A 20,674-nucleotide genomic window follows, 5' to 3' on the forward strand; every position below is an offset into this window, starting at 1 on the left:
CCGCATCGCCCGACGCACCCTGCCGCTGTTCGCCAGCGCAGCCTGCCTCACCCTGGCACTCACCGGCTGCACCACCGACCACGGCACCTCCGACGCCAAGCCGGCTCCCGGCGCCAGCACCGCCCCGAAGCCGACGGCCGCCCTCAGCGCCGCCCAGGCCCGCGATGTCATCACCCACTACTCGAAGATCAACAACGAGGCCAACGCCGACCGTAACCGGCGCCTGCTCGACACGGTCGAGGACGGCCCGCTGTACGCGATGTCCGTCTCGGACTACACCGAGACCGAAGGACTTCCCGCGGCGGACCGCAACCCGTACAAGCCGTGGTCCTACGACTCCGCGAACGCCAAGCTGTACATCCCGCGCCTGGTCGCCGGGCAGGACCGCTGGTTCGCCGCTGCGCTCTCGGACCAGAAGGGCAAGGCCCCCTCGCGTCTGGGCGTGTTCGCCGAACAGCCCCAGCACAAGCGCTGGGAGCTGGTGTCCGTCGTCGACCTCGACGGCCAGCAACTGCCCGACATCGCCCTCGACCGGGACGGGTACGCGACGGCCGTCGCCGCCGACGGCAACAAGCAGCTGGCAGTCGGCGCCGACCTGCTGCGCACAGGCGTGCTCGACAACTTCGCCACCGGAGGCGCGAACAGCGGGACGAAGGTCTTCGCGCCGACCAAGGCGAGCAAGCAGCAGATCGAGGTCCACGACAAGACCGGCACCCGCTACGGGAACCAGGGCACCACCGTCTTCGCCGGCGCCGCCAACCGCTACAAGGACGCCTACGCCCTCAAGACCACCGACGGTGGCGCGTTGATCCTCTTCTCCCACACGCACACCCAGACCGACGCCGTCGCGCACTCCGGCCTGCAGATCAACCCCGGCAAGGACGACCGAGCGTGGCTCCACGACGTGCCCCGCACCTCCATCACGTACACGTTCGTATGCAACGACGCCGCCACCGTCCCCGCGAAGGCCGAGCCGTCCCGACTGATCGGCTACACCTGCGCCCGCACCGACGCCTCCGGCCCCCCGGTCGCCTCCTGGTCGGACCGCGCGTAGACGCGTCCCCTCCCACGCGGCACACACCAGCTTGATGGCCGCCGAAGTCCCCAGCCCCTTACCCGATGCGGAGAAGTCCCTGTCCACACGTTCCTTCATCGCCCGCCCCACCGGCACGGGGTACAGCGGCATCCACGTCCAGCTCGACGGCGTGCCCAGCCACCACCTGCCCCTGCTCCTGGCCGCCTACCAGCACAAGTTCGGACGCGACGTGGAGGCCATGTCCCGTCACCTCATCGACGACGTCGCCGTCGGCTGGGACGAGTTGGGCACCGACCTCCTCGACGGCGCCCCGCCCACGCTCGTGGCCGAGCTGACCGGCGGCAAGCACTGGCCCAGCCGCACGCTCGACCACCTGATCACCCCGGACGGCTCCCCGCCGGTACGTATGACAGTCACCGCCGAGACCGCCGACGCGCAGGACATCCAGTGGGGCTACGTCCTGCACCAGCAGGGCATCGAGGTGATCAGCCTCCTGCACGAGGACATCGGCCCGCTTGTCGACTGGGACATCGACCCGCGCACCGCCTTCAACGACCACCCGGCAGCGTGGTCCTCCCTCGACCCCGCGCCGGCCATCCGGGCATCGCGCAGCACGCCGCTCCCGAGCGCTCCCGCCGCATCCCCGGCGAAGGCCGGCGCCCCGCGCCCCGCCACGCGCCGCTAGTTTCCCCTCGTCTTCCCGGAGCCTTCCCTGCCCCCGCACACCACGCCCCTGATCACCGTCGTCATCGCCAGCCGCCTGCGCGAAGACCGGCTCGACTACCTGACCGCCATGCACGCCAGCCTCACCCGGCAGTCCGTGGGTTGGGAGGCCATAATCGCGCTCGACGGTGCTTCACCCGATCGTCTGCCTGCCCCGCTCGCGCAGGACCCCCGCGTCCGCACCCTTGCGCTGCCCCGCCCGGTCGGCGCCGCCTGCGCCAGGAATCTGGCCCTCGCCCACGTTCGAACCCGGTATACGAACTGGGCGGACGACGATGACGAGTTCACCGACGACGCCATGTCCGTACGGCTGAACACCCTGGAATCGACCGGGGTCGGCTGGTGTGCGGGATGGAGCGAGGACCAGTACCCCGACGGCTCGACCACCTTGTGGCGCTGCCCCACCCCGCCCGGCCGCCACGAGGCCGGCGCCGTGTGGACCTACTGGAAGTCCCCGGCGGACACCATCCCCATCGGGCCGACCACGATCCTCGCCCGCACCGACCTCGTACGCGCCGCACCGATGGGCGGCCTCGTCCAGGGCGAGGACTACTGCGCGGCCCTCGGCGTGACCACTCTCGCGCCCGGAATCCTGCTGCCGGTCCCCGTGTACAGATACCGCAAATGGGGCGGGCAGATGACAGCCCAGGTCGGATACGACCAGCTGGAGGCGGCAGCCCGGGAGCATGCCTGGCAGTACGGCCGCAGCCTGCGCGCCGTCCTGCGCCGCAGCGAGGACCTGGTCCATGGCTGAGGCGCAGATCATCCTGTCGCACAGCCGGGATTCGGGCATCGTCGCCATCGCCACGGGCGAGCAGTACCCGTGGGCGCACACCGCCCTCGCGGAGAGCGGCTTTCGGCGGGACGACGACGGCGTCTACCACCTGCCCGCGGACGGCAACCAGACCACCGTGGTCGACCTGGTCAAGTGCGCGAAACGGCACCGCACCAGCGTGCACACAAGCAGCCGGCGCTTCATCGGCGACGCCGCCCGCGACCTCGCGCGCCAACTGCCCGGCCAGTGGAACACGTCGGTCGAGATCTACTCCCACCCCGCCTGGCAGGAAGACCTCGTGCCCTGGATCTGGGACAGCGGCGAACTCGGCCGCGCCCTCCAGAGCTAGCGGATCCCCTACGCCGCCACGCTCACCGACACGGTGAACGGCACCACGCTGCTGTTCGTCGAACGCCCCGGCCGCCAACTCGACTATCTAGTGCCACGTCAGGCAACGTTTGCCCTGTCCGCTCCCGGCACCTCGGGGCGATGTTCCCCGTCGATATGTCCGCCGTTCGGGGGCACGGCCAGCGCGGGGCAACGCGACCCCGAGCCGTCGTTCCGTCGCGAGGCAGCGGCCAACGCGCCAGGACAAAACACGTCAAGCTGTAACTCGCGTGGGCCGGTATCGCAGGGCTACCGCCCCCGACCGGAACTCATGGCAGTCCACGAGCTCGAGCTGGATGCGCTCGCGCAGACCGGCGAGCAACGTCGGCCCGTGTCCGGCAAGGACCGGCTGAACAAGGAACTCGTACTCGTCGATCAGTCCCAGATCTGCCAACGCCAGGGGGAGCGTCACGCCACCCACCCACAGGCCCTCGCCTGACTCCTGCTTGAGCCGCTGAACCGCTTGCCCCAAGTCGCCTCGCACCAGGTCGGCATTCCAATCGACCCCGCTCAGCGTGCTCGACACGACGTACTTCTTCGCCCGGTCGATGGTCTCGGCGAACGGGATCTGCCACTCACCCATCCAGTCAGGCCACGTGCCCGTCGCCGGCTTCCGCCACGCCGACTCCATCATCTCGTAGGTCACCCGGCCGAATAGCAGGGCACCGGCTCGCTCCATCTCAGCGGTCCAGTAGCGCATCGACTCCTCGTCCGGGGGGAGCCCTGCCTCGTGATGGCAGCAGCCGTCGAGCGTGACGTTGATCGAGTATCGAAGTGGTCTCATCTCGTTGCTCTCCCTTGATGCGCGCAGCGCGTTTTCACCGGACCGTATTCAGACGACTGCCGGCGCCATTTCTCATCGGTGCCGCGTCACCTACCGCCGGCTCAGGGTCAACGACCAACGTCGCAAACGTTGCCTGACGCGGCACTAGTCGGCGCCTTCGCCCCCGAAGGGCTCGAAGAGGGCTACGGCGATCCGCACGCACCGCGCAGCATCGCCCTGCCGCCGTTCGCCGGACGGGCGGCCCAGGCCGTCGCCGACCGGTACCTCCCCTCCTATTGAGCAGGCCGTCCACGCCCGCCGGACCTCGGCCATCGCCGCCGTACTCGGGGGCATCCGCTCCGAACACGACACCTGGCAGGCCATGGTCGCCTCCGGCCGCTACAGCGACGCCACCCCGCTGAGCGCCGCCGCCCTCGGCGCCGCGACCGAGGAATTCCTCGACCACTCCTGGCGCCGCTTCCTCACCGTCGTCGACCACGCCCCGACGCTGATCGACCGGTGCCGTCCCGCCAGCAGCCCGTGGCCCGACGACGCCGCGACGCTCTCCCGCCTGGCCGACGCCATCACCGATACCGAGACCCTGCTCCACGAGGTGGTCCACGGCGGTCCTATGCCGTCGCAGGAACGCAACGCCCGCGCGTGGCCGGCCATCGAGACCTGGCTCACCGACGGCGAGATCTTCCTTCGCCAGGCCCGCGTGAGCGCATCCCACCGCCGCCCCGCCCTCCCCGTCTCCGCGCCAGCACGCCCCCTTACCGCAGCCCGTCCCATGCACCGCAGCCACTAACCGCTCCACCCCGACAACGTGAGGAGAACCTCGCCCCCTTGCAACCCGGCACCCACTTCGCCTTCGGCGACCACGAGGAACACGGCTTCGTCGCCTCCTTCACCTCCTCCCTGCCCGCGCACCTCGCCCACTGGTACCTGGAGCGCGAGCAGTTCGAGCCCGTCCCCGATCAACCCGGGCTGTACCGGCTCAGCGAGCCCGAGCGGGACGGTCCCCGCCGGACCCGTCAGGCCGTCCACGATCTTCGCCGCCAGGGCTTCACTGTGCAGGCCGACATTCGCCTCGACCCGGCTATTTCCGCCAGCCCACCACGCCCGGTCCGGGCGAACGGACTCCGGGAGCGCCGCAGCCGTCTCGCCGAGGCCGCCGCCGGCCGAACGACTCAGCGTCGTGCCACACCGCCCACCACCTCCCTGCCGTCGGCCCGGCCGATCCCACCGAAGCCCGCCTACGCACCGACCGTCCACCTGACGGCCTCGGGCGGCGGGCGGTCCCGATGACGCCCGCAAGCAACCCGGACCCCGACGGCCCTCTGCCGGTGGCACCCAACTCGCCAACGCTGCACGCGATTTCCGGCTGCGGATGGCTCATCGACCGCGAGACCGAGACCGCGCTCGACATGACACGCGACCGCTACGGCCGCATCGTCCACGCAAGCGCCGCGGCAGCGGCTCGAGCCCAGCGCGACAAGGCAGCGGTGGAGGCGTACACCACGCACCTCGCCCCGCACGCCGACGCTCTGCTCGATGCCGCCCGCAGTGCGCTCGACGAGCTGCCGCCTGCCCGGCACCTGGCCGGGTGGCGGGCCGTGCTGGACGGCCTAGCCGCCTCCGCCACCGAGATCCGCCGGGCCCTCGACCGGCCGGCCGCCCCCGGCTCCCAGGCCGAACGCGCGCAGCACTCGGCCCTGTGGCCGCACCTCACCCCATGGGCGGATCACAGCTTCATCGCCAGCAACCTCGCCGACCAGAGCGATGGCCAGCACCACAAGGCTCCGCTGACCGAAGAGGAACAGCGGATGTGGACCGAGCGAGCTCAGGCTGCGCAGAGGCGAGGCGAGCTGGAGCTGACCGAGTCGTGGTACGCCGCCAACGGGCAGCCGATCACCCTCGCCCACCTGGTCGAAGACGACGACTCGGCGCTGGTCGCGCTGCGAGGAGACCCGGACGCACCGGGCTGGCAGGTGATCGGGCACTACGCCCACGAATACGAGGCAGGGCAGTCACTACCCGCCCCGGTCCCGCCCGGCGTGCTGCGCGCCGATGTCTCAGGGTTCAACCGGCCCGAGCCAGCCCCCGAGATCTCGCTGCAGGAACTCACCCGCGACGTCGTCGAGGCCCAGCACGCCTGTGACGCGTCCAACGCGCTCCTCAGTGCAACCCAGCGCGGATACGACGCAGGGTCGATGGTCCGTCTCCAAGAACTCCTGGAAACGAGCAGCCAGTTCGCCAGAGCGCTGGAGACCGTGCAGGGCCGCCAGATCGCCGCCCGCCTCTCGGCGCTCGGCCGGCAGATTGAGTTCCTCACCCGCGAAGTCGAAGAAGCGGCCGAGGTCCTCGGCGCGACCGTCGCCGTCCTGCCGCCGCACCGCACCCCCGTGCTGCGCGTCCGCCCGCGCCCTGCCGTGGACACCACACCACCCACACCGCCGCCCCGCGCCAGCACGCCCGCCACCGCTAAGCACCGAGAAAGCACCCGTTGTCCCTGACCGCACCCCCGGCCCCGGCACCGCGCATCACCTACGGCGCGGTGCTGGGCAGCCCGTACGTCGCCCGCCTCCTCGGCGGCACCCTCACCGGCCGACTCCCCAATGGCATGGCGCCCGTCGCCATCCTGCTATGGGCCACCGCGAGCGGCAGCAGTATCGCCTTCGGCGGGCTGCTCAGCGCCCTGTACGGGCTGTCGTCCGCGCTGGCCCAGCCGGTCAAGGGACGCCTCATGGACCGCCACGGCCAGAGCGCGGTGCACCTTCCGGCCGCCCTACTCAACTCGGCCCTCCTGGTGGCCCTGCCACTGTCCGGACCGTACGGCGGACCGGGCCTCGCCACGGCCATCGTCGTCGCCGGCGGTCTGACCACGCCTCCGCTGGAGGCCGGGCTGCGGGCGCTGTGGCCGAGCGTGCTGCCCGACCCCCGGCTGCGGCACGCCGCGCTCGCGCTCGACACCGGCACGCAGGGCCTTCTGTACATCGTCGGCCCCCTGCTCGTGGCCGCGCTCGCCTCCGCGTACAACCCCGCCGTCGCGCTCGCCGTCACCGCCGCCCTCGGCCTGGCCGGCACCGCCGCGGTCGCCCTCGCGCCGCCATCGCGGCGCTGGCGGCCCGAACGGTTCGAGGGCCAGGACGCTGCCCATTCACAGCAGTTGGCCTCTCCCGCCGTGTTGCTGCTGTTCGTCTCCCTCACCGGCATCGGGTTCGCGATCGGAGCCATGAACGTGTGGTCCATCGCCATGGCCGAGCACCACCACCAGAACATGCTCTCGGGCATCATCCCTGCCGCGTTCTCCACCGGCAGCTTCCTCGGCGGCCTCATCTACGGAAGCCGCACCTGGTCGGGCACCACCACCAGGCGCCTGATCATCGCCACAGCCGCGTTCCTGGCCGGGTGGCTCCCGCTCCTTGCCCTTCCGGGCCCGTATGCGGCCATCGCCGCGGTCACCGTGCCCGGTGCGTTCCTAACCATCGTCGTCGCCTGCGCCTACGTCACCACCGACGCCCTCACTCCGGCGGGCCGCACCAGCGAGGCGTACGCGTGGCTGATCCTCGCGATCGGCGCCGGGCAGTCCGCCGGCACCGCCCTCGCCGGACGCCTCGCCGAGCAACCTCTCGCCAGCGCTGCGCTCCCCGCCGCCGGCGCGGCCTTCGCTCTCACCGTCCTTCTCACCGCGCGCCGACGTCTCGGCCCCACCGGACACATGCAGCGTGGCCGGCATCGCCGCCCGCTCCGATGCCGGCACAAGACGCCCTGATCAGGGCGCAACCCTCCTACTTTCCAACCCTTTTGAGGAGATCCATTTATGGCCGTCCGTACGCAGTGGACCGTAGAGCACGCCTGCTCCCACCAGGTGGTTCATGACCTGTCCAACCGTCCTGCCGACAAGCGGGCCGGATTTGCCCGCTGGCTCGCAGGCCGGGACTGCACCGACTGCTGGAAGGCGGCACGCGACGCCGATACCGAGTCCAAGGAGGAGTGGCTCGCGGCCAAGCGCGCCGCCGAACAGGAGGCGGCCGTCGCGTGGGCGAAGCAGTTCGACATGCCGCAGTTGGAAGGCCCGGCCAAGGCCCTGGACTGGGGCGAGCGCTCCCGCCACCAGCTGATGACGGCCGCGCACACCGCGCTGGTCGTGGAGGGGGCCTGGGACGAGGCGGACTGGGCGGAGCTGGAAGAGAAGGCCCGCGCCATCACCCGCGCCGGGTGGTGGATCGACCAGCGCGACGCAGAGGGCACTGACCTGCTCGAACTCCTCGACGCAGCCACCGAGGCGGACCGCGGAACGGAGAACCCGTTCCGCTGATCGCGGCGGAACATAGCCGGGAAACGCCGGTTAGCCAAACCGGCGTTCCTCCGGACCATTGTTCCTCCCACCCCGCCACCGATTGCGTGGAAGGAACCGAACCGCATGTCCCAGCCCCCGCCCACCTCGGCCTTCGCGCCGACACCGGACCCGCTCACCCCCGACCGGGACATCACGCACCAGCACTTCCAGGCCGGTGACACTGTCGTCGTCCTCAAGGGGGTGGCCGGCGGTGAACTGTGGGGAGACGCGATGCGCGTCGTCGCCCCGTCCTGGCACACCCCGACCGACGAGGACGGATGGCGGCTGCGGGATGCGACCGGCGGAGCCCAGTCCTACGTCACCGGCCATCCCCGCTACCTCGTGCACCTCTCGCGCCGCTGCCCGGACTGCCTGATCTACCTGCGCGCCATGGAGGACGCACTCCTGCCGCGCTACGCCGGTCGCAACGAGCTGATCGACTGCGGCTGGTACACCACCACCGCCCTCAACCAGCTCGTGCACATAGCCGACATCCGGGGCGGCCGATGATTCCCCGCCTCCATGAGCGGACCCACACCGCGCACGACCCGCTCGCCGAAGCGCTGGGGCGGCCGGTCTCGCCGAACGAGGGCCTGACGGAGTACACGGTCGTCGCCCACTGGCCGGGCTTGGATTACTTCACCCTGGACGACGAGCAGAAGCTCTGGACGTCCCGCCAGTGGGCCGAGCACCTCGAAGACCCCTATCTGGAGCATCCGTTCGCCGCCAGCCCGGATGATGACCGGCGGGCGATCCTCCACCTCGACGTCCGGCTTCACCCGGACGACCGGGAGCTGACCGGCCCTGAGTGGGCCGAAGCCGCCCACCGGCTCGCGCGGGCCGCCGGCATCGAGATTCCCGGCAAGGAGCACGGCTGCCGCTGGATCGCCGTTCAGGCACAGCCCGGACGCCTCGATTTGATCGCCAACCTGATCCACCTCGACGGCGCGTGGCACGCTCCGCCCGCGGACATCCTGCGGCGCCTGGCGGACGAGGCGCGCCGCATCGAGCAGGACCTCCACCTGATCCCCGTACGCACCGGCCCCACGGCGCGACCCGCCATCCGCCCGGCGCCCACGGCGTCGGCCCAGCTCGCGAGCGTCCTTACGCAGCTCGCCGACGAGCAGGTCGGTCCGCTGGCCACGGTCCGCGGACTCGTCGAGCACACCGCGCACCGGATCGCCCGTCAACCGGGAGCCGCCAGCACCGATGCGGCGCACCGCCTGGAGCTGATTGCCCGTCGCCTCCACGCCATCCAGCAGGACCTGGACAACACCGCCGCGCGCCTGGTCCAGACGCGGGTCGCCGCTGTACCGCCCGCCGCCCGGCACACCGCCCACCGATCGCCGTAGGAGAAACGTCTCGTTGCCCCGTACCGACCGCTTCCTGGACATCCGCCGCGATCCGCACTCCGAGGAACTCCTCGCCCGCGGCGGGGACTCCGAGGCGCACAGCGTCCTGCAGCGCGCGGGTTTCATCGCTGTCGTCCGCGTCCACGAGACCTACCACCGCGCCCCCACCGGCCTCACCAAGGAAGACGAGTCCCGTCTCGCCACCGACGCAGTCGCCCGCCTCCGGGTCGCCGGGTATCACGTCGACTGCGAAGAGGACTTCGACACTGGCTCCCGTCCGGCCAGTTACCTGCCGCTGGGCTCCTCCGTCGCCCATATCGCCGAGCGGATCCGCGAGGCCACCACCACGGATGAGGCGGCCGACGCCCTGATCGAGCTGACTGCCGCCCACGACGGCATCCTCGCCGCGCTGGACGAAGTGCTCACCGCCACCGCCGACTTCCACGACGGGCTCGGCCAGGCAGCCGACCCTTACATCGCACGGCGGTTGCGCTACCTCGCCGACGAGCACCTTCGCGTCATCCGCACCGACCTCGCCGACACCCGCAACACGCTCGCCGACCGGCACGCACCCCACCCCGGCCGCAGCAACTGCAGCGGGGAGGTCCCCGCCACCGAACGCGAGCGCTCCGCCGTGTGCGCCTGCCCGCCCTCGCCGCGCACGCTCCCGGCTCCGCCGCCCCCGGTGGCCGCCGGACTGCGTCGCTGACTCCCACCTCGCCCAAGGACACCATGCACGACCACGACACCTCCGAGCGCCTTGCCTCGTACGCCGACGTCCTCGCCGGCGAACTCCCCGACAGCTGGTCCAGCTCCCACCTGCCGGCCGACGCCAAGGACGATCTCGCCGAACTCTCCGACCGCATCTGGGATCTGGACCTGGTCGCCGCCTCCCTCGCCGAGCACCCGCTCCAGCAGGCCGCCGTCCTGAGCCGCCCGGACGGCGCCCAGCTCGTCGTCCTTCACCGGCATGACGAGCGCGACGGATTCCTCATCGCCGCCGTCGCCCCCCGCGCCCTGCCCGACGAGGCGTACCGCGCCGTCCCCGAGCCCAACGGCATCGCCCTGGCGGACGACCCGTTCCTGAGCGCCGAGCAGGTCGCCGGCGACCTGCTCGCCCGCTACGACAGCGCCCTCGCCCAGGCCCGGCACAACGCCCTGGGCGGCATCCAGCCCTCCCAGCCGGACCGGGTCGTCCTGACCTGGCAGCCGGACGGCAGCGTCGCCACCGCCCCCGTCGACGACCGCGCCGGCGCCGTCCTCGTGGCCAACGGCTTCGTCCAGGACCCGCAGAGCGGCATCTACCGCCTCAACGGCGACGACACCAAGGCGCAGGCGCGCGCCCTGCGCGAGATCGGCCCGCGGCTCGACCGGCTCGGCATCGGCACCGCCCTGCAGCACCCCGCAGGCCGGACCGCACCCACCTCCACCCCAGCTTCCATGCCGCCGGCCCCGGCCGGCACCCGCACGCCGGGCACCAGGGCTCGATGAAGCAGACGGAGCCCGATATCTGGGTGCTGGAGTACGTCACACCATCGCCAAGGCCCCCAACACCGTTGACCCCGAAGAGAGGCCCATGGCCAATTTGGCCGACGAGTACGGCACGGACGTCGAGATCTACATCAAGGCCCTGACGACGACCATCCACGCCGACACCCCGACCGGCGCCCCCGCACACCTCCACGACCTGCTGGAACAGCTCGGCCTGGAACGTCACGAATACCCCACGGGCGGGCCGCTCTACATCTGGCACACCGTGCCCGAACACCTCAGTGCCGACGAGCAGAAGCGCCTGGCGACCCGCGCCATCCCCGCGCTGCTCGTGGCCGGGTACGAGGTCAACTGCACGCCCGACGTCTTCGACGAGGCCACCTACCGGCAGGCCGTGCACGACATCCGCACCCGTGCGGCCCGGCCTGCCGGGCAGCATCCGGCACCGGCCCGTTCCCCGTCGCGCCCCGCACCGGCCCGCCGCGCCCCGTAAGACGCCCGGGCGGCCCCGGCACCGCGCCGGTGCCGCCCATCGCACCGCTCGATCCCCGGAGAAACCCGTAGCACCCCGCACACCCCCACCGATCAGCAACCGGCTCAAACCCCGACTCGCGACGGCTCTGTTCCGCCGCTACCTGCGCGCCTGCATCCCGACCGGCCCCGACCGCGCCTCCCCGCTGGCCGGCGCCCGCCCGGAGGCCGTCCTCGCCGAGACGCAGCGCGTCGGCAACCGTCACCACCACTGACCGTCCACCGACCCGGAGGAGCATGTCCCACCCCACCCCCTACCCGGTGCGACTGGCCAGCGAGATCACCCGCCAGCTCGGCCAGCTCGCCGACCACCTCTCGCAGCTCCCCCCGCCCCAGGCCGCGCAGGTCATCGCCCGCGTCCTCGACGCAGACGCCGGAGTCCTCGGCGGCATCACCCACCTCGTCGCCACCGGCAGCGTGCTCGCCAAGGACCAGGCAGAGCGAGGCGTCCTCCCCGCAGAGGTGTGGCTCGCGCTGGGCCGCGCCTCGAACGAACTGCACGACATCACCCTCGACCTGGACGAACACAAGGACACCCTGCAGCACGTCGGCACCCAGCCCGCCACCACTGCGGCGAAGCCCCCGGTACCCGCACCGCTCGTCGTCCGGCGGCGCCGGTGAAGAAGAAGCAGTGGCAGGGCTGGGGGCCAGGCGAGCAGGCCGAGCAGCACTACCTCGTCCAGCCCCGTGCCCTGGCCGGCGGCGGCGACGTCCGGCACGTCTCGGAGTTCCTGCGCGCCTCGGGATGGCGGGACAAGTCCAAGTCGGGCGGCCCGTTGTTCATGGAGAGCCCGGACCGCACCGTCCGTGTCGCCTACGACCCCTACATCCTTCCCGGCGGGTGGACCATCCACGGCAGAGCGGACGGCCCCAGCGGCGAGTGGTCGGCGCACCTGGGCCGGCAGACCCCGGTGGAGATCGTCGCCGGTCTGACTGACGCCCTCACCCGTCCTTGCTCCGCCCACGCTCCCAACGTCTGGGCGCCGTTGCAGGAGCAGAACTGGCACACGCGTTTCGAGGGCGAGCACTACATGGCGACCAGCCCCGACGGCACCGCGTGGATGCAGTACCACCAGGGCGCCGACGGCATGGCGATGTGGTGGACCGGAGCGAAGGACAAGCAGGGCAACGGCTGGACGGCCAACTTCACGCCGAACACGCCGATGCACCTGGTGCAAGCCTTCTCGACCGAACTCGCCGGCCCCGATCCCGTGATGCGCCCGCGCGGACGCGTTCCGCACAGCGCGCAGATCCGTACCTGGTCGGTCTCCGTCAAGCCCTCCCAGCTCAGTGCGTGGCAGCAGGCCCGGATCACGGCCGCCCGCGCCGCGACCTGGGCCCGCAACAGCGCCCGAAGTACCCGGCCGCGCACCAGCGCCCGTCCCTACGCCCCGGCCGGCGGCGCCCGGACCCGCCGCTGACCCGCCGCCCCGTCCCAAGGAGCCCGATGCCCGCACTCACCCCGGACACCATCCACACACTGACCGAAACGCTGTCGGACCTCACCGACTACCTGCGCGAGAACCCCGACCTCGTGCAGGCCCTCGCACTCGTCGAGCCTCTCCTCGACGAGTACACGGGCCTGCCCGTCCAACTCGCCGACACGCTGCGCGCCCTCGCCCGTGCCCTGCAGGAGCACCCGGACGTCCCGCGCACCGCGCAGGTCGACCTTCTGATCACCGAGTTGCGCACGGCCGCGTGGGAGCAGACCGACCAGCACACCCTCCACTACGTCCTGGACGACCTCCGCGGCATGTACGGCAGCGCCGGCACGAGCGAGCCGGGGGGCTGCCGGTGCCGCTGAGCGAACGGCAGCTCGCCGCGTTCGCCGACAAGCACGCCTGGCGCATCCCGTTCGACACCAGCCCCCGCCACCTCGCCGGCCCCGGAGACGCCCGCCACGTCACCCACGGTCTGTCCGCCGCCGGATGGAGCCCCGTCTCCGACCCCCTGAGTTCCGAGATCGTCTTGCGCAGCTCAGACCTTCGCCACCGCCTCCAGTTCGACCCGCAGTCCGCCACCTCCGCGTGGTGGCGGCTGCGGGCGGAGCCCACCGACACCGAGCCCGGCTGGTACGCCGAGTTCGGCGAACTCGTGCCCGCCGAGGTCCTCGCCGGCTTCACCGACGCCCTCGTCGTCCCGCCGCCACAGCAGCCAGACCCGTGGCAGCCGGTGACCTCGGCGGGGTGGCACCGCGCTTCAGACGGCACAGCGCGCTCGCCAGACTCCATGTGTCACATCGAACTGGGCCCGCTGAGCGAATTCCGCGACCGGCCGTCCTGGCACGTCGAGACCCGTGAGCCCGGCCACGGAGAATTCCACGGCCCGCGCATCTGGCACGCCTACTTCGACGAGCACACCCCCGCCCACCTGGTCGGATCGTTCCTCACTGCACTGGCCGACCATAGCCCCCTCCAGCGCGGCATGTACGACCGCACCGGCCACTACAGCGCTGTGCAGGAGCCCAGCCCACTGCGCCCACAGCAGGTGGTCGACGCCCACGCCACGCGCCTCAAGTCCCTCCGCGCGCACGCACGCTCCGACCGCCGGCAGCAGACGAAACCCGCGACGACCCCGGCGAACGCCGGCACCACGCAGCCGGCCGCTCGCCGCTGAACCGACAGGACTCCACCTCATCTCCACCGACCACCACGCACACCGCGACTTCCTCCGTCACCTCGACGACTATCTGAGCGACAGCAAGAAGATCCTCGACGGCTGGGACGCCTACTCCGAGGAGCACACCGACCTCGACGGCTGGCCCTACGACGACCACGCCTACGGCATGCGCGCGAGCCAGCGCGACGCCGACACCCTCACGGCGTTCGAGCCGCTCCGCTACGGCGCCCGTCACCTGCTGGCCACCGCCGAGACACAGCTGGCGCAGCTGCCGGAGTACACGGTGCAGAGCCGCTGGGTCTACCAGTTGGGCGTTCTGCACGCCGCCCTCGACCGGCTCGACGAACTGCACGACCGGTGGCTCCAGACCCGAGACGCTCTCCCCGCCACCGCCAAGCCCGGCACCGCCGACTTCGACGACGCCCTCGCCGAGCATCACGCCGAATCGTGGAGCTACCTCGACGACTGGGCCACCCACGGCAAGGCGCTCAGGGAGATCAACTCCGCTGCCCGCAAGGCCCGTTCGCCTCTGGCCCCTATACCGGCCCCCGCACGCGTCCAGCGATCTGCGGCACGGAAGTGAGCATGTCCCCGACTCCCGAGACCGTCGAGGTCGACTTCATCGCCCCGCGCCACCTCGCGGGCGGCGGTTACCCCGCCTGGATCACCGTCCCCCTCCACCGTGGCTGCGGCTGGAGCTACGGCGACGACCCCCTGATGCCGCGCGTCCTGCTCTCCAGCCCCGACCAGAAGGCCCTCCTGCGCCTGGAGCCCGACCCCGATGGACAGTGGTGGACGTTGAGCCACGCGGCGGGGCCGGACCACGCCGCCTGGTACGCGAGCTTCGGTGCCGCACGCCGGTCGAACTCATCGCGGCCGTCACCGACGCCCTCACCGACCCGGCCCCGCCGGCGGGCGCGCCCTCCGATCCGTACGAGCCGCTCCAACAGATCGGCTGGACGCCCGTCTCCGCGGACAACGGCCTCGTGTCACCCGACGGCATCGCGTACCTCCAGCGACTGGGCAGCGCGGAAGAAGCGGGCGCCTGGTTCGTCACCGCCACGCTCGGTCTGGACCGGCCGGTGTGGCAGGCCCGCTTCGACGCGCACACTCCCGCCCGCCTGGTCGCCGCGTTCGCCGCTGCACTCGCCGATCCGAAGCCCGTGCCGCGCATCGACAGCGGGCGCAGTCTCCCGACCCGCGACCCGAGCGTCGTCACCCGTAGGACCACGGACGTGCTCGCTGTGTACGTCGCCGGTGCGCTGGAAGAACGCGTCCACTCCCTGGCGGCCCGGCGCGCCGCCCCGCCGACGAGCCCGATCCCGACGCGACAGCCGCCGGCCAAGAACAACCGCAGCCGCTGACCCCCGCCCCCGCCCCCGCCCGGAAGCACGTAGCCCTTGCCCCCTTCCGCCTCCAACAGCAACACCGACGGGTACGACCTCGTCCTGCGCCTCCTCCTCGGCGTACTCGCCATCGTCGTCCCCCTGTCCCACCTCGCCTGGCTGTCCGGCAACATCACCGCCTACCTCACCGGCACCGCCTGGGCCCCCTACCAGCCGACCGAAGCCCTGCTCCATCCCGAGCAGGTCTGGCCCGACGCGGGAGAAACGTCCCTGCTGATCGGTGCCCGCATCGTCCCCGTTGTTCTACTCCTCACCCTCGGTGTGGGGGCGGGCGCCCTGTGGGCCCGGCACAAGAACCGAAGCGGCGGCCGGAAGAAGATCACCGACATGGCCAAGGCCCGGGACATCGAGCCGCTGATGGCCAAGGCGATCACCGACAAAGCCCGCTCCTTGCGCCCAAGCCTGAAGGACAGCAAGCGCATCGACGCGAAGGACACCGGCATCCTCCTCGGCAACCTGCAGGGCAGCCGCCACGAGGTACGGATGGGGTTCGAGGACGTCGCCGTCGCGATCATGGCGCCCCGGTCCGGCAAGACGACCTCGCTCGCCATCCCCTCCATGCTCAGCGCGCCCGGCCCGGTCCTACTGACCTCGAACAAGGCCGCGGGAGACGCCTTCACCACTGCCTACGAGGCCCGGGCGGAGGCGGGGGCGGTGTGGACCATGGACCCGCAGCAGGTCGCCCATGCCGCACGCGAGATGTGGTGGAACCCTCTCGCCAGCGCGAGAACCCTGGACGGGGCGAACCGGCTCGCCGGGCATTTCCTCGCAGCCTCGGTGGATGCCTCCCAGCAGGGCGACTTCTGGTCGAAGGCCGGCAGCAACATCCTGTCCCAGTTGCTGCTGGCCGCGGCGCTCGACGAGCGGCCGATCACCGACATCATGCAGTGGCTGGCCTTCCCCGCCGACCGCACTCCGCTCGACATCCTCCGCGACCATGACTTCGCCGCTGTCGCCGCCCAGCTCAAGGGAACCATCGAGGGCCCCCCGGAGACGCGCGACGGCATCTACGAGACCGCCCGCCAGTACGCCGCCACCCTGCTCAACGCCGAGATCGCCGCGTGGGTGACGCCGCAGAAGGACGTCGCCGAGTTCCGGCCTGCCGACTTCGTCACCTCCACCGACACGTTGTTCCTGCTGAGCAAGGACGGTGGTGGCGGGGCCTCGGCGCTGATCGCGGCGTGCGCGGACTCGGTGATGCGCGCCGCCACCGCCCAGGCCGAGCGTGCCGGGGGACGCCTCGATCCGCCGATGCTGGCGATCCTCGACGAGGCCGCCAACGTGTGCAAGATCAGCGACTTGCCGGACCTGTACTCCCACCTCGGCAGCCGCGGCATCATCCCCATCACGATCCTCCAGAGCTACCGCCAGGGCCAGAAAGTCTGGGGGGACGCGGGCATGGACGCCATGTGGTCGGCCTCCACCGTGAAGGTGATCGGGTCCGGTATCGACGACCCCGACTTCGCGGACAAGCTGTCCCGGCTGATCGGCGACCACGACGTGGAGACCACGTCCACTTCGCACTCGGAGTCCGGCAAGTCGACCTCGGTCAGCATGCGGCAGGAGCGGATCCTGCCCGCCGACGCGATCCGCGCCCTCCCCAAGGGCACCGCACTCTGCTTCGCCACCGGCATGAGGGCCGCCATGCTCGACCTCCGGCCCTGGTACTTGGAGCCCGGAGCGGAGGAGCTGGCCGCAGCGTCCGCCCGCGCCTCGAAGGCGATCACCGCCCGCGCCGTGGCGAAGCACGCGCCGACACAGTCCGACTTCGGGAAGGCCGTGTGAACGACGCCCGGCTGCACCTGATACCGGTCCGCTCCCGCGAGGCGAAGGACTTCGTGCGCGCCTGGCACCGCCACCACCCGCCGCCCGTAGGACAGATCTTCGCCGTCGGAGCCGCCGACGAGACCGGCACACTGCGCGCCGTGGCCATCGTCGGCCGGCCCGTGGCCCGCCACCTCGACGACGGCGCCACCCTCGAAGTCACCCGGACCGCCAGCGACGGCGCACGCAACGCCAACTCCCTGCTGTACGGGGCGTCGTGGCGCGCGGCGAAAGCCCTCGGATACCGGCGCTTGATCACCTTTACCCAGGAGGGCGAGAGCGGCGCATCTCTGCGCGGCGCGGGCTGGCACCTGGTCGCCAGCCGTCCGCCCCGGGCCGGATGGCACACCCCTTCCCGCCCCCGGGCCGGTCACGGCAACGACCACGTCGCTCGCTTCCTGTGGCAAGCCCCCTGAACCGCATGCCTGGAGACGACCTGCACACCTACGAACCCACCGACCTCGACGACATGTCCCCGCGCCAAGCCGTTGATGCCGTGACGGCGGACATCCGCGACCACTACATCACCGTGGACGGCACCGGCCTGTTCAACGCCACGCGGCACATCGGCCTGCTGTGCCACCTCGCTGCCCGCATGGCCGCCGACGTCGAGTACCAGCTCGCCCCGAACGTCGCCGACCTCCCGCCCGCCGAGACGCTCGGCGCGAACGCCGGGCACCTCGGGCGAGCCGTCGCCCACTACACCCAGGCCCTCGCCCCGCTCATCGCCCTCACCACCACAGCGCAGGACACGCTCCAGCAACAGTTCGACTCGCTTGACCATCACAGTCGCCTGCGGGTCCATCTCGACGACGGCGGCCGGGCCCTGGCCGCAGCCCGCACCGCGCTGGAGGCGCCGCGGCCCCCCGCTGCTGCGAGCGCACCCGCCCCGGTGCCGTCGCATGCCCCGGCCGTCCGGCGCCGAGCATGACGACACCGCCCGCCGACGGCCTCCTGTTCGACGTGGCTGCCCCGCCGACGCCGGTTGAACGGCTGATGCTGCTCGCAGACCAGTACGTGCAGCACAACGACACGCTCGACCGCCTTCTGCGGGCCGGTTCGCAGTCCGAGCCCGACGCCCACGTCGCCTCCGCACAGCAACTCGCCTCCGCGACCCGCGCCGCCCTCAAGGCGGTCACCGACGAGCGGCTCTACGAAAGTCACGAGTTGTCGGCCGCAGTGGTGCGCCTCCAGCAGCTCGCCTTCCTGAGCGGCGCTTCCACGGAACACCGTCTCCCGACGGCCTGCACGCTGACCGCCCTGGCTCCCGAGGCCGCCATGGGCTGCGCCGACAGCGTCGCCCGCGAGATCCGACGCCGACGCTGGAGTACCACCGACGCTCCAGACCACCAGCTGACCGCCACGCAGCACACCGCCCTATGGGAGATCGCCTGCGGGCACGTCGTGGCCACCAGCTCCCTGGGACGGCAGTACGTCCACTACCGCGACGAGCGCGTGCTGATCGGCACACTGCGGTCGCTGGAGGCGAACGGCCTCGCCGAGCGCGTCCCGAAGTCCGCGGCCTCCGCCTACGTGGGCGGACCGCTCCAAGACCGAGTCCGTCTCACCGCCGCCGGCACCACCGCCCCGGCCGCCGCCATCAGCCGCCCGCCGACCGCCAGGACACCCGGCACGACACCCGCGCCCGCTCACGCCGCCGCAAAGACGGCCACCCGAAGCCGCTGACCGATCCTCCGGAGCCACACCACCCCATGACCCCGCTCAATCTTGCAGAACAAGCACAACAACTCCGTTGCCTGGCAAGCGACTTCGAAGCCCTGTACGCCCGCGTTCGGGACATCTCCTACACCCCAGGTACCGACGCGCTGCGGCAGATCAGCCCGCTCCTGCTCAAGGCCCAGGACCTGACGGCCACCGCCCTCGTCCGCCTGGGCGCGCTCGACTCCAGCGCGTACACCAGCATCGTCGGCAGTCGCGCGAGCCTGGAGTGTCTGTCCTCGGTCGTGGTCGCCTCCTCCCTGGCCGGCAACGACCTCGCCAGCGCGCTGTACGCCAACCCCTACGAAGGGGCGCCCTTCCCCGGCTATGCGGCGGACGACGCCTCGACGCGCACCACTCGCCACGCCGAAGCCATCCCGAAGATGACCGGCCACCTCGCCGACGCCGCCCACCAGCTCGACCTGAGCGCGACCGCGTGCCACTACGTCGCCACCGGTATCACCCGCGACCTCGCCGCCACACGTCACGAAACCCCTTCAGCGCGGCGGGCTGAGGGCCCTCCGCTGACCAGCGCCCAGTACGACGCCCTCAAGGCCCTCGCCCTCGGCGGAGGGAAGCTGTACGAGAGTTCGCAGCGAGGGCTGGGGGTGACCCGTGTCGCCACCGACGACGGCACCCGCGTCTCGATCGCCACCTTCCGGGCCCTGAACAAGCGCGGGCTCGTCGACTGGGACACCAGCACCTCCCTGTTCCACGGGCAGAAGATCACCGTCACCGAGCAAGGACAGCAGGCCCTGGCCAGTCCGCGCCCCGCAGCCACGGCAGCGCCACCCGCAAGAGCCGCATGCAAGGCTCCTGCGGTGCAGGGAGCCCGCCGGTGACGCACTTCGAGCCCCAGGACCGCGTTCTGGTCTCACCGCGCCATCTGGCAGGCCGACACGTGCCGCGACACGTTGATCCACATCTTCCTCCCCCCGCGCTGCGCACCCCCGCCGCCGCACGCCCTGCGGACCCGGCCAGTCCGTCCCCGCCAGCGGCGCCCGACGCAGTCTCGCGTCGGCGCCCCGCCCGGCATGCCGCCCACCGAAACCCTTGGACCACCGTGTCTCTTCTGGACATCCCCGATGTGTTCATCGCGTCCACCGACGACGGACACACCTTCGTCGTCCTCAACCGGCGTATCCGCAACGCCGACCGGCTGCTGACCGAGGCCGGCTTCCTCGTCCGCGAACACCTCGGCCGCAGGCTCTACCTGCTGCCACCGGGTACCGCACAGGACGCGCACGAACGCGCCGGAATCGCGATGTACGGGCTCCTGGCCCACACCCACGACCTCATCGACCTTTCCTGGACGACACGCAGGAGCCCCGACCATCCGGCAGGCGATCCGGACCTTCACTTCCGGGTCGGTGAGGGCACCGTTGCCGTGACCGCCGAGAGCACCACCGCCCGCTCCCTCCTGGAGCAGCACGGCTTCACCCCCACGGCAGACGGCTCGTCCTACCGCCCGCAGGGCGGGCTGGACGAGCGCGGACTGCTCGGCGTTGTCACCGCTGCCGAGACGCACGCATACGCCCACGGTCTCAGCGCCCGCGTCGACCTCGGCATCCCCACGCCAGCCGACATCCCCGCCGCAGCCCGCCGCCCCTCAACTGCCGCCACCGGCTCACTGACCGCGCCGCCATCGGCCCGTCGCCGCACTCGCTGACCACCTTCGTAGACGTCATCAGCGTCGTCCGATTGGA

At 71.6% G+C, this 20,674-nt stretch carries 28 protein-coding genes and 1 pseudogene; 28 read left to right on the top strand and 1 reads right to left on the bottom strand.

Features of this window, described 5'->3' with window-relative positions:
* Positions 1-259: 259 nt before the first annotated feature.
* The 4 genes from ACIBK0_RS16830 (at position 260) to ACIBK0_RS16845 (ending at position 2,883) form a co-directional block, all read left to right on the top strand.
* Complete coding sequence (locus ACIBK0_RS16830) at positions 260-1,054, top strand: hypothetical protein (RefSeq protein ID WP_399080251.1); 795 nt, start codon at positions 260-262, stop codon at positions 1,052-1,054.
* 151 nt (positions 1,055-1,205) lie between these two features.
* Positions 1,206-1,721 carry a hypothetical protein gene (locus tag ACIBK0_RS16835; protein ID WP_399080431.1) on the top strand — a complete coding sequence of 172 codons (516 nt, stop codon included), beginning with the start codon at positions 1,206-1,208 and terminating at the stop codon, positions 1,719-1,721.
* Positions 1,722-1,769: 48 nt separating this feature from the next.
* Positions 1,770-2,513, top strand: a complete 744-nt coding sequence (locus ACIBK0_RS16840; protein ID WP_399080433.1) for a glycosyltransferase family 2 protein — start codon at positions 1,770-1,772, stop codon at positions 2,511-2,513.
* Positions 2,506-2,883, top strand: a complete 378-nt coding sequence (locus ACIBK0_RS16845; RefSeq protein WP_399080253.1) for a hypothetical protein — start codon at positions 2,506-2,508, stop codon at positions 2,881-2,883. The genes ACIBK0_RS16840 and ACIBK0_RS16845 overlap by 8 nt, the downstream gene beginning before the upstream one ends.
* Before the next feature lie 252 nt (positions 2,884-3,135).
* On the opposite strand, the gene ACIBK0_RS16850 is transcribed toward ACIBK0_RS16845, so the two are convergent.
* Positions 3,136-3,705, bottom strand: coding sequence for a dihydrofolate reductase family protein (locus ACIBK0_RS16850; protein WP_103542595.1), 570 nt, complete (start codon positions 3,703-3,705; stop codon positions 3,136-3,138).
* Between the two features lie 129 nt (positions 3,706-3,834).
* Between ACIBK0_RS16850 and ACIBK0_RS16855 the strand changes: the two genes are divergently transcribed.
* The 24 genes and pseudogenes from ACIBK0_RS16855 (at position 3,835) to ACIBK0_RS16970 (ending at position 20,637) form a co-directional block, all read left to right on the top strand.
* Positions 3,835-3,984, top strand: a complete 150-nt coding sequence (locus ACIBK0_RS16855; RefSeq protein WP_399080256.1) for a hypothetical protein — start codon at positions 3,835-3,837, stop codon at positions 3,982-3,984.
* Positions 3,985-4,066: 82 nt separating this feature from the next.
* Positions 4,067-4,492, top strand: a complete 426-nt coding sequence (locus ACIBK0_RS16860; RefSeq protein ID WP_399080258.1) for a hypothetical protein — start codon at positions 4,067-4,069, stop codon at positions 4,490-4,492.
* A gap of 38 nt (positions 4,493-4,530) precedes the next feature.
* Positions 4,531-4,992 carry a hypothetical protein gene (locus tag ACIBK0_RS16865; protein WP_399080260.1) on the top strand — a complete coding sequence of 154 codons (462 nt, stop codon included), beginning with the start codon at positions 4,531-4,533 and terminating at the stop codon, positions 4,990-4,992.
* A complete protein-coding gene (locus ACIBK0_RS16870; protein WP_399080262.1) occupies positions 4,989-6,200 on the top strand; it encodes a hypothetical protein in 1,212 nt (403 codons plus the stop codon). The genes ACIBK0_RS16865 and ACIBK0_RS16870 overlap by 4 nt, the downstream gene beginning before the upstream one ends.
* A complete protein-coding gene (locus ACIBK0_RS16875) occupies positions 6,191-7,459 on the top strand; it encodes an MFS transporter (RefSeq protein ID WP_399080264.1) in 1,269 nt (422 codons plus the stop codon). Before ACIBK0_RS16870 ends, ACIBK0_RS16875 begins: the two co-directional genes overlap by 10 nt.
* Before the next feature lie 48 nt (positions 7,460-7,507).
* Positions 7,508-8,005 (top strand): hypothetical protein, encoded by a 498-nt coding sequence (locus ACIBK0_RS16880; RefSeq protein ID WP_399080266.1) that lies wholly within the window; start codon positions 7,508-7,510, stop codon positions 8,003-8,005.
* Positions 8,006-8,110: 105 nt separating this feature from the next.
* A complete protein-coding gene (locus ACIBK0_RS16885) occupies positions 8,111-8,536 on the top strand; it encodes a hypothetical protein (protein WP_356700447.1) in 426 nt (141 codons plus the stop codon).
* Positions 8,533-9,378: a relaxase/mobilization nuclease gene (locus ACIBK0_RS16890; protein WP_399080268.1), complete on the top strand. Its 846-nt coding sequence runs from the start codon at positions 8,533-8,535 to the stop codon at positions 9,376-9,378. The genes ACIBK0_RS16885 and ACIBK0_RS16890 overlap by 4 nt, the downstream gene beginning before the upstream one ends.
* Before the next feature lie 13 nt (positions 9,379-9,391).
* Positions 9,392-10,087 (top strand): hypothetical protein, encoded by a 696-nt coding sequence (locus tag ACIBK0_RS16895; protein WP_399080270.1) that lies wholly within the window; start codon positions 9,392-9,394, stop codon positions 10,085-10,087.
* 23 nt (positions 10,088-10,110) lie between these two features.
* Complete coding sequence (locus tag ACIBK0_RS16900) at positions 10,111-10,869, top strand: hypothetical protein (RefSeq protein WP_399080272.1); 759 nt, start codon at positions 10,111-10,113, stop codon at positions 10,867-10,869.
* Between the two features lie 85 nt (positions 10,870-10,954).
* Positions 10,955-11,362, top strand: a complete 408-nt coding sequence (locus ACIBK0_RS16905) for a hypothetical protein (protein ID WP_399080274.1) — start codon at positions 10,955-10,957, stop codon at positions 11,360-11,362.
* 275 nt (positions 11,363-11,637) lie between these two features.
* Positions 11,638-12,021, top strand: coding sequence for a hypothetical protein (locus ACIBK0_RS16910; RefSeq protein ID WP_399080276.1), 384 nt, complete (start codon positions 11,638-11,640; stop codon positions 12,019-12,021).
* Positions 12,018-12,821: a DUF317 domain-containing protein gene (locus ACIBK0_RS16915; RefSeq protein ID WP_399080278.1), complete on the top strand. Its 804-nt coding sequence runs from the start codon at positions 12,018-12,020 to the stop codon at positions 12,819-12,821. Before ACIBK0_RS16910 ends, ACIBK0_RS16915 begins: the two co-directional genes overlap by 4 nt.
* Before the next feature lie 26 nt (positions 12,822-12,847).
* Positions 12,848-13,204 carry a hypothetical protein gene (locus ACIBK0_RS16920; RefSeq protein ID WP_399080280.1) on the top strand — a complete coding sequence of 119 codons (357 nt, stop codon included), beginning with the start codon at positions 12,848-12,850 and terminating at the stop codon, positions 13,202-13,204.
* Positions 13,195-14,016, top strand: a complete 822-nt coding sequence (locus tag ACIBK0_RS16925; RefSeq protein WP_399080282.1) for a DUF317 domain-containing protein — start codon at positions 13,195-13,197, stop codon at positions 14,014-14,016. The genes ACIBK0_RS16920 and ACIBK0_RS16925 overlap by 10 nt, the downstream gene beginning before the upstream one ends.
* A 169-nt stretch (positions 14,017-14,185) precedes the next feature.
* A complete protein-coding gene (locus tag ACIBK0_RS16930; RefSeq protein WP_399080284.1) occupies positions 14,186-14,602 on the top strand; it encodes a hypothetical protein in 417 nt (138 codons plus the stop codon).
* Positions 14,603-14,736: 134 nt separating this feature from the next.
* Positions 14,737-14,817, top strand: a pseudogene (locus ACIBK0_RS16935) (hypothetical protein); the annotation flags it as partial.
* 188 nt (positions 14,818-15,005) lie between these two features.
* Positions 15,006-15,383, top strand: a complete 378-nt coding sequence (locus ACIBK0_RS16940; RefSeq protein WP_399080435.1) for a DUF317 domain-containing protein — start codon at positions 15,006-15,008, stop codon at positions 15,381-15,383.
* A 36-nt stretch (positions 15,384-15,419) separates the two neighbouring features.
* Positions 15,420-17,210 (top strand): type IV secretory system conjugative DNA transfer family protein, encoded by a 1,791-nt coding sequence (locus ACIBK0_RS16945; protein ID WP_399080286.1) that lies wholly within the window; start codon positions 15,420-15,422, stop codon positions 17,208-17,210.
* Positions 17,207-17,665 (top strand): XF1762 family protein, encoded by a 459-nt coding sequence (locus ACIBK0_RS16950; RefSeq protein WP_399080289.1) that lies wholly within the window; start codon positions 17,207-17,209, stop codon positions 17,663-17,665. The genes ACIBK0_RS16945 and ACIBK0_RS16950 overlap by 4 nt, the downstream gene beginning before the upstream one ends.
* Positions 17,666-17,670: 5 nt before the next feature.
* Positions 17,671-18,180: a hypothetical protein gene (locus ACIBK0_RS16955; protein WP_399080290.1), complete on the top strand. Its 510-nt coding sequence runs from the start codon at positions 17,671-17,673 to the stop codon at positions 18,178-18,180.
* Entirely contained in the window at positions 18,177-18,935 is a 759-nt protein-coding gene (locus ACIBK0_RS16960; protein ID WP_399080292.1) for a hypothetical protein, read from the top strand. The genes ACIBK0_RS16955 and ACIBK0_RS16960 overlap by 4 nt, the downstream gene beginning before the upstream one ends.
* Before the next feature lie 26 nt (positions 18,936-18,961).
* Positions 18,962-19,810, top strand: coding sequence for a hypothetical protein (locus ACIBK0_RS16965; protein WP_399080294.1), 849 nt, complete (start codon positions 18,962-18,964; stop codon positions 19,808-19,810).
* A gap of 221 nt (positions 19,811-20,031) precedes the next feature.
* Positions 20,032-20,637 (top strand): hypothetical protein, encoded by a 606-nt coding sequence (locus tag ACIBK0_RS16970; protein ID WP_399080296.1) that lies wholly within the window; start codon positions 20,032-20,034, stop codon positions 20,635-20,637.
* The last annotated feature ends 37 nt before the right edge of the window (positions 20,638-20,674 follow it).

This window comes from Streptomyces sp. NPDC050564 (genome assembly GCF_044457265.1).
GTDB lineage: Bacteria > Actinomycetota > Actinomycetes > Streptomycetales > Streptomycetaceae > Streptomyces.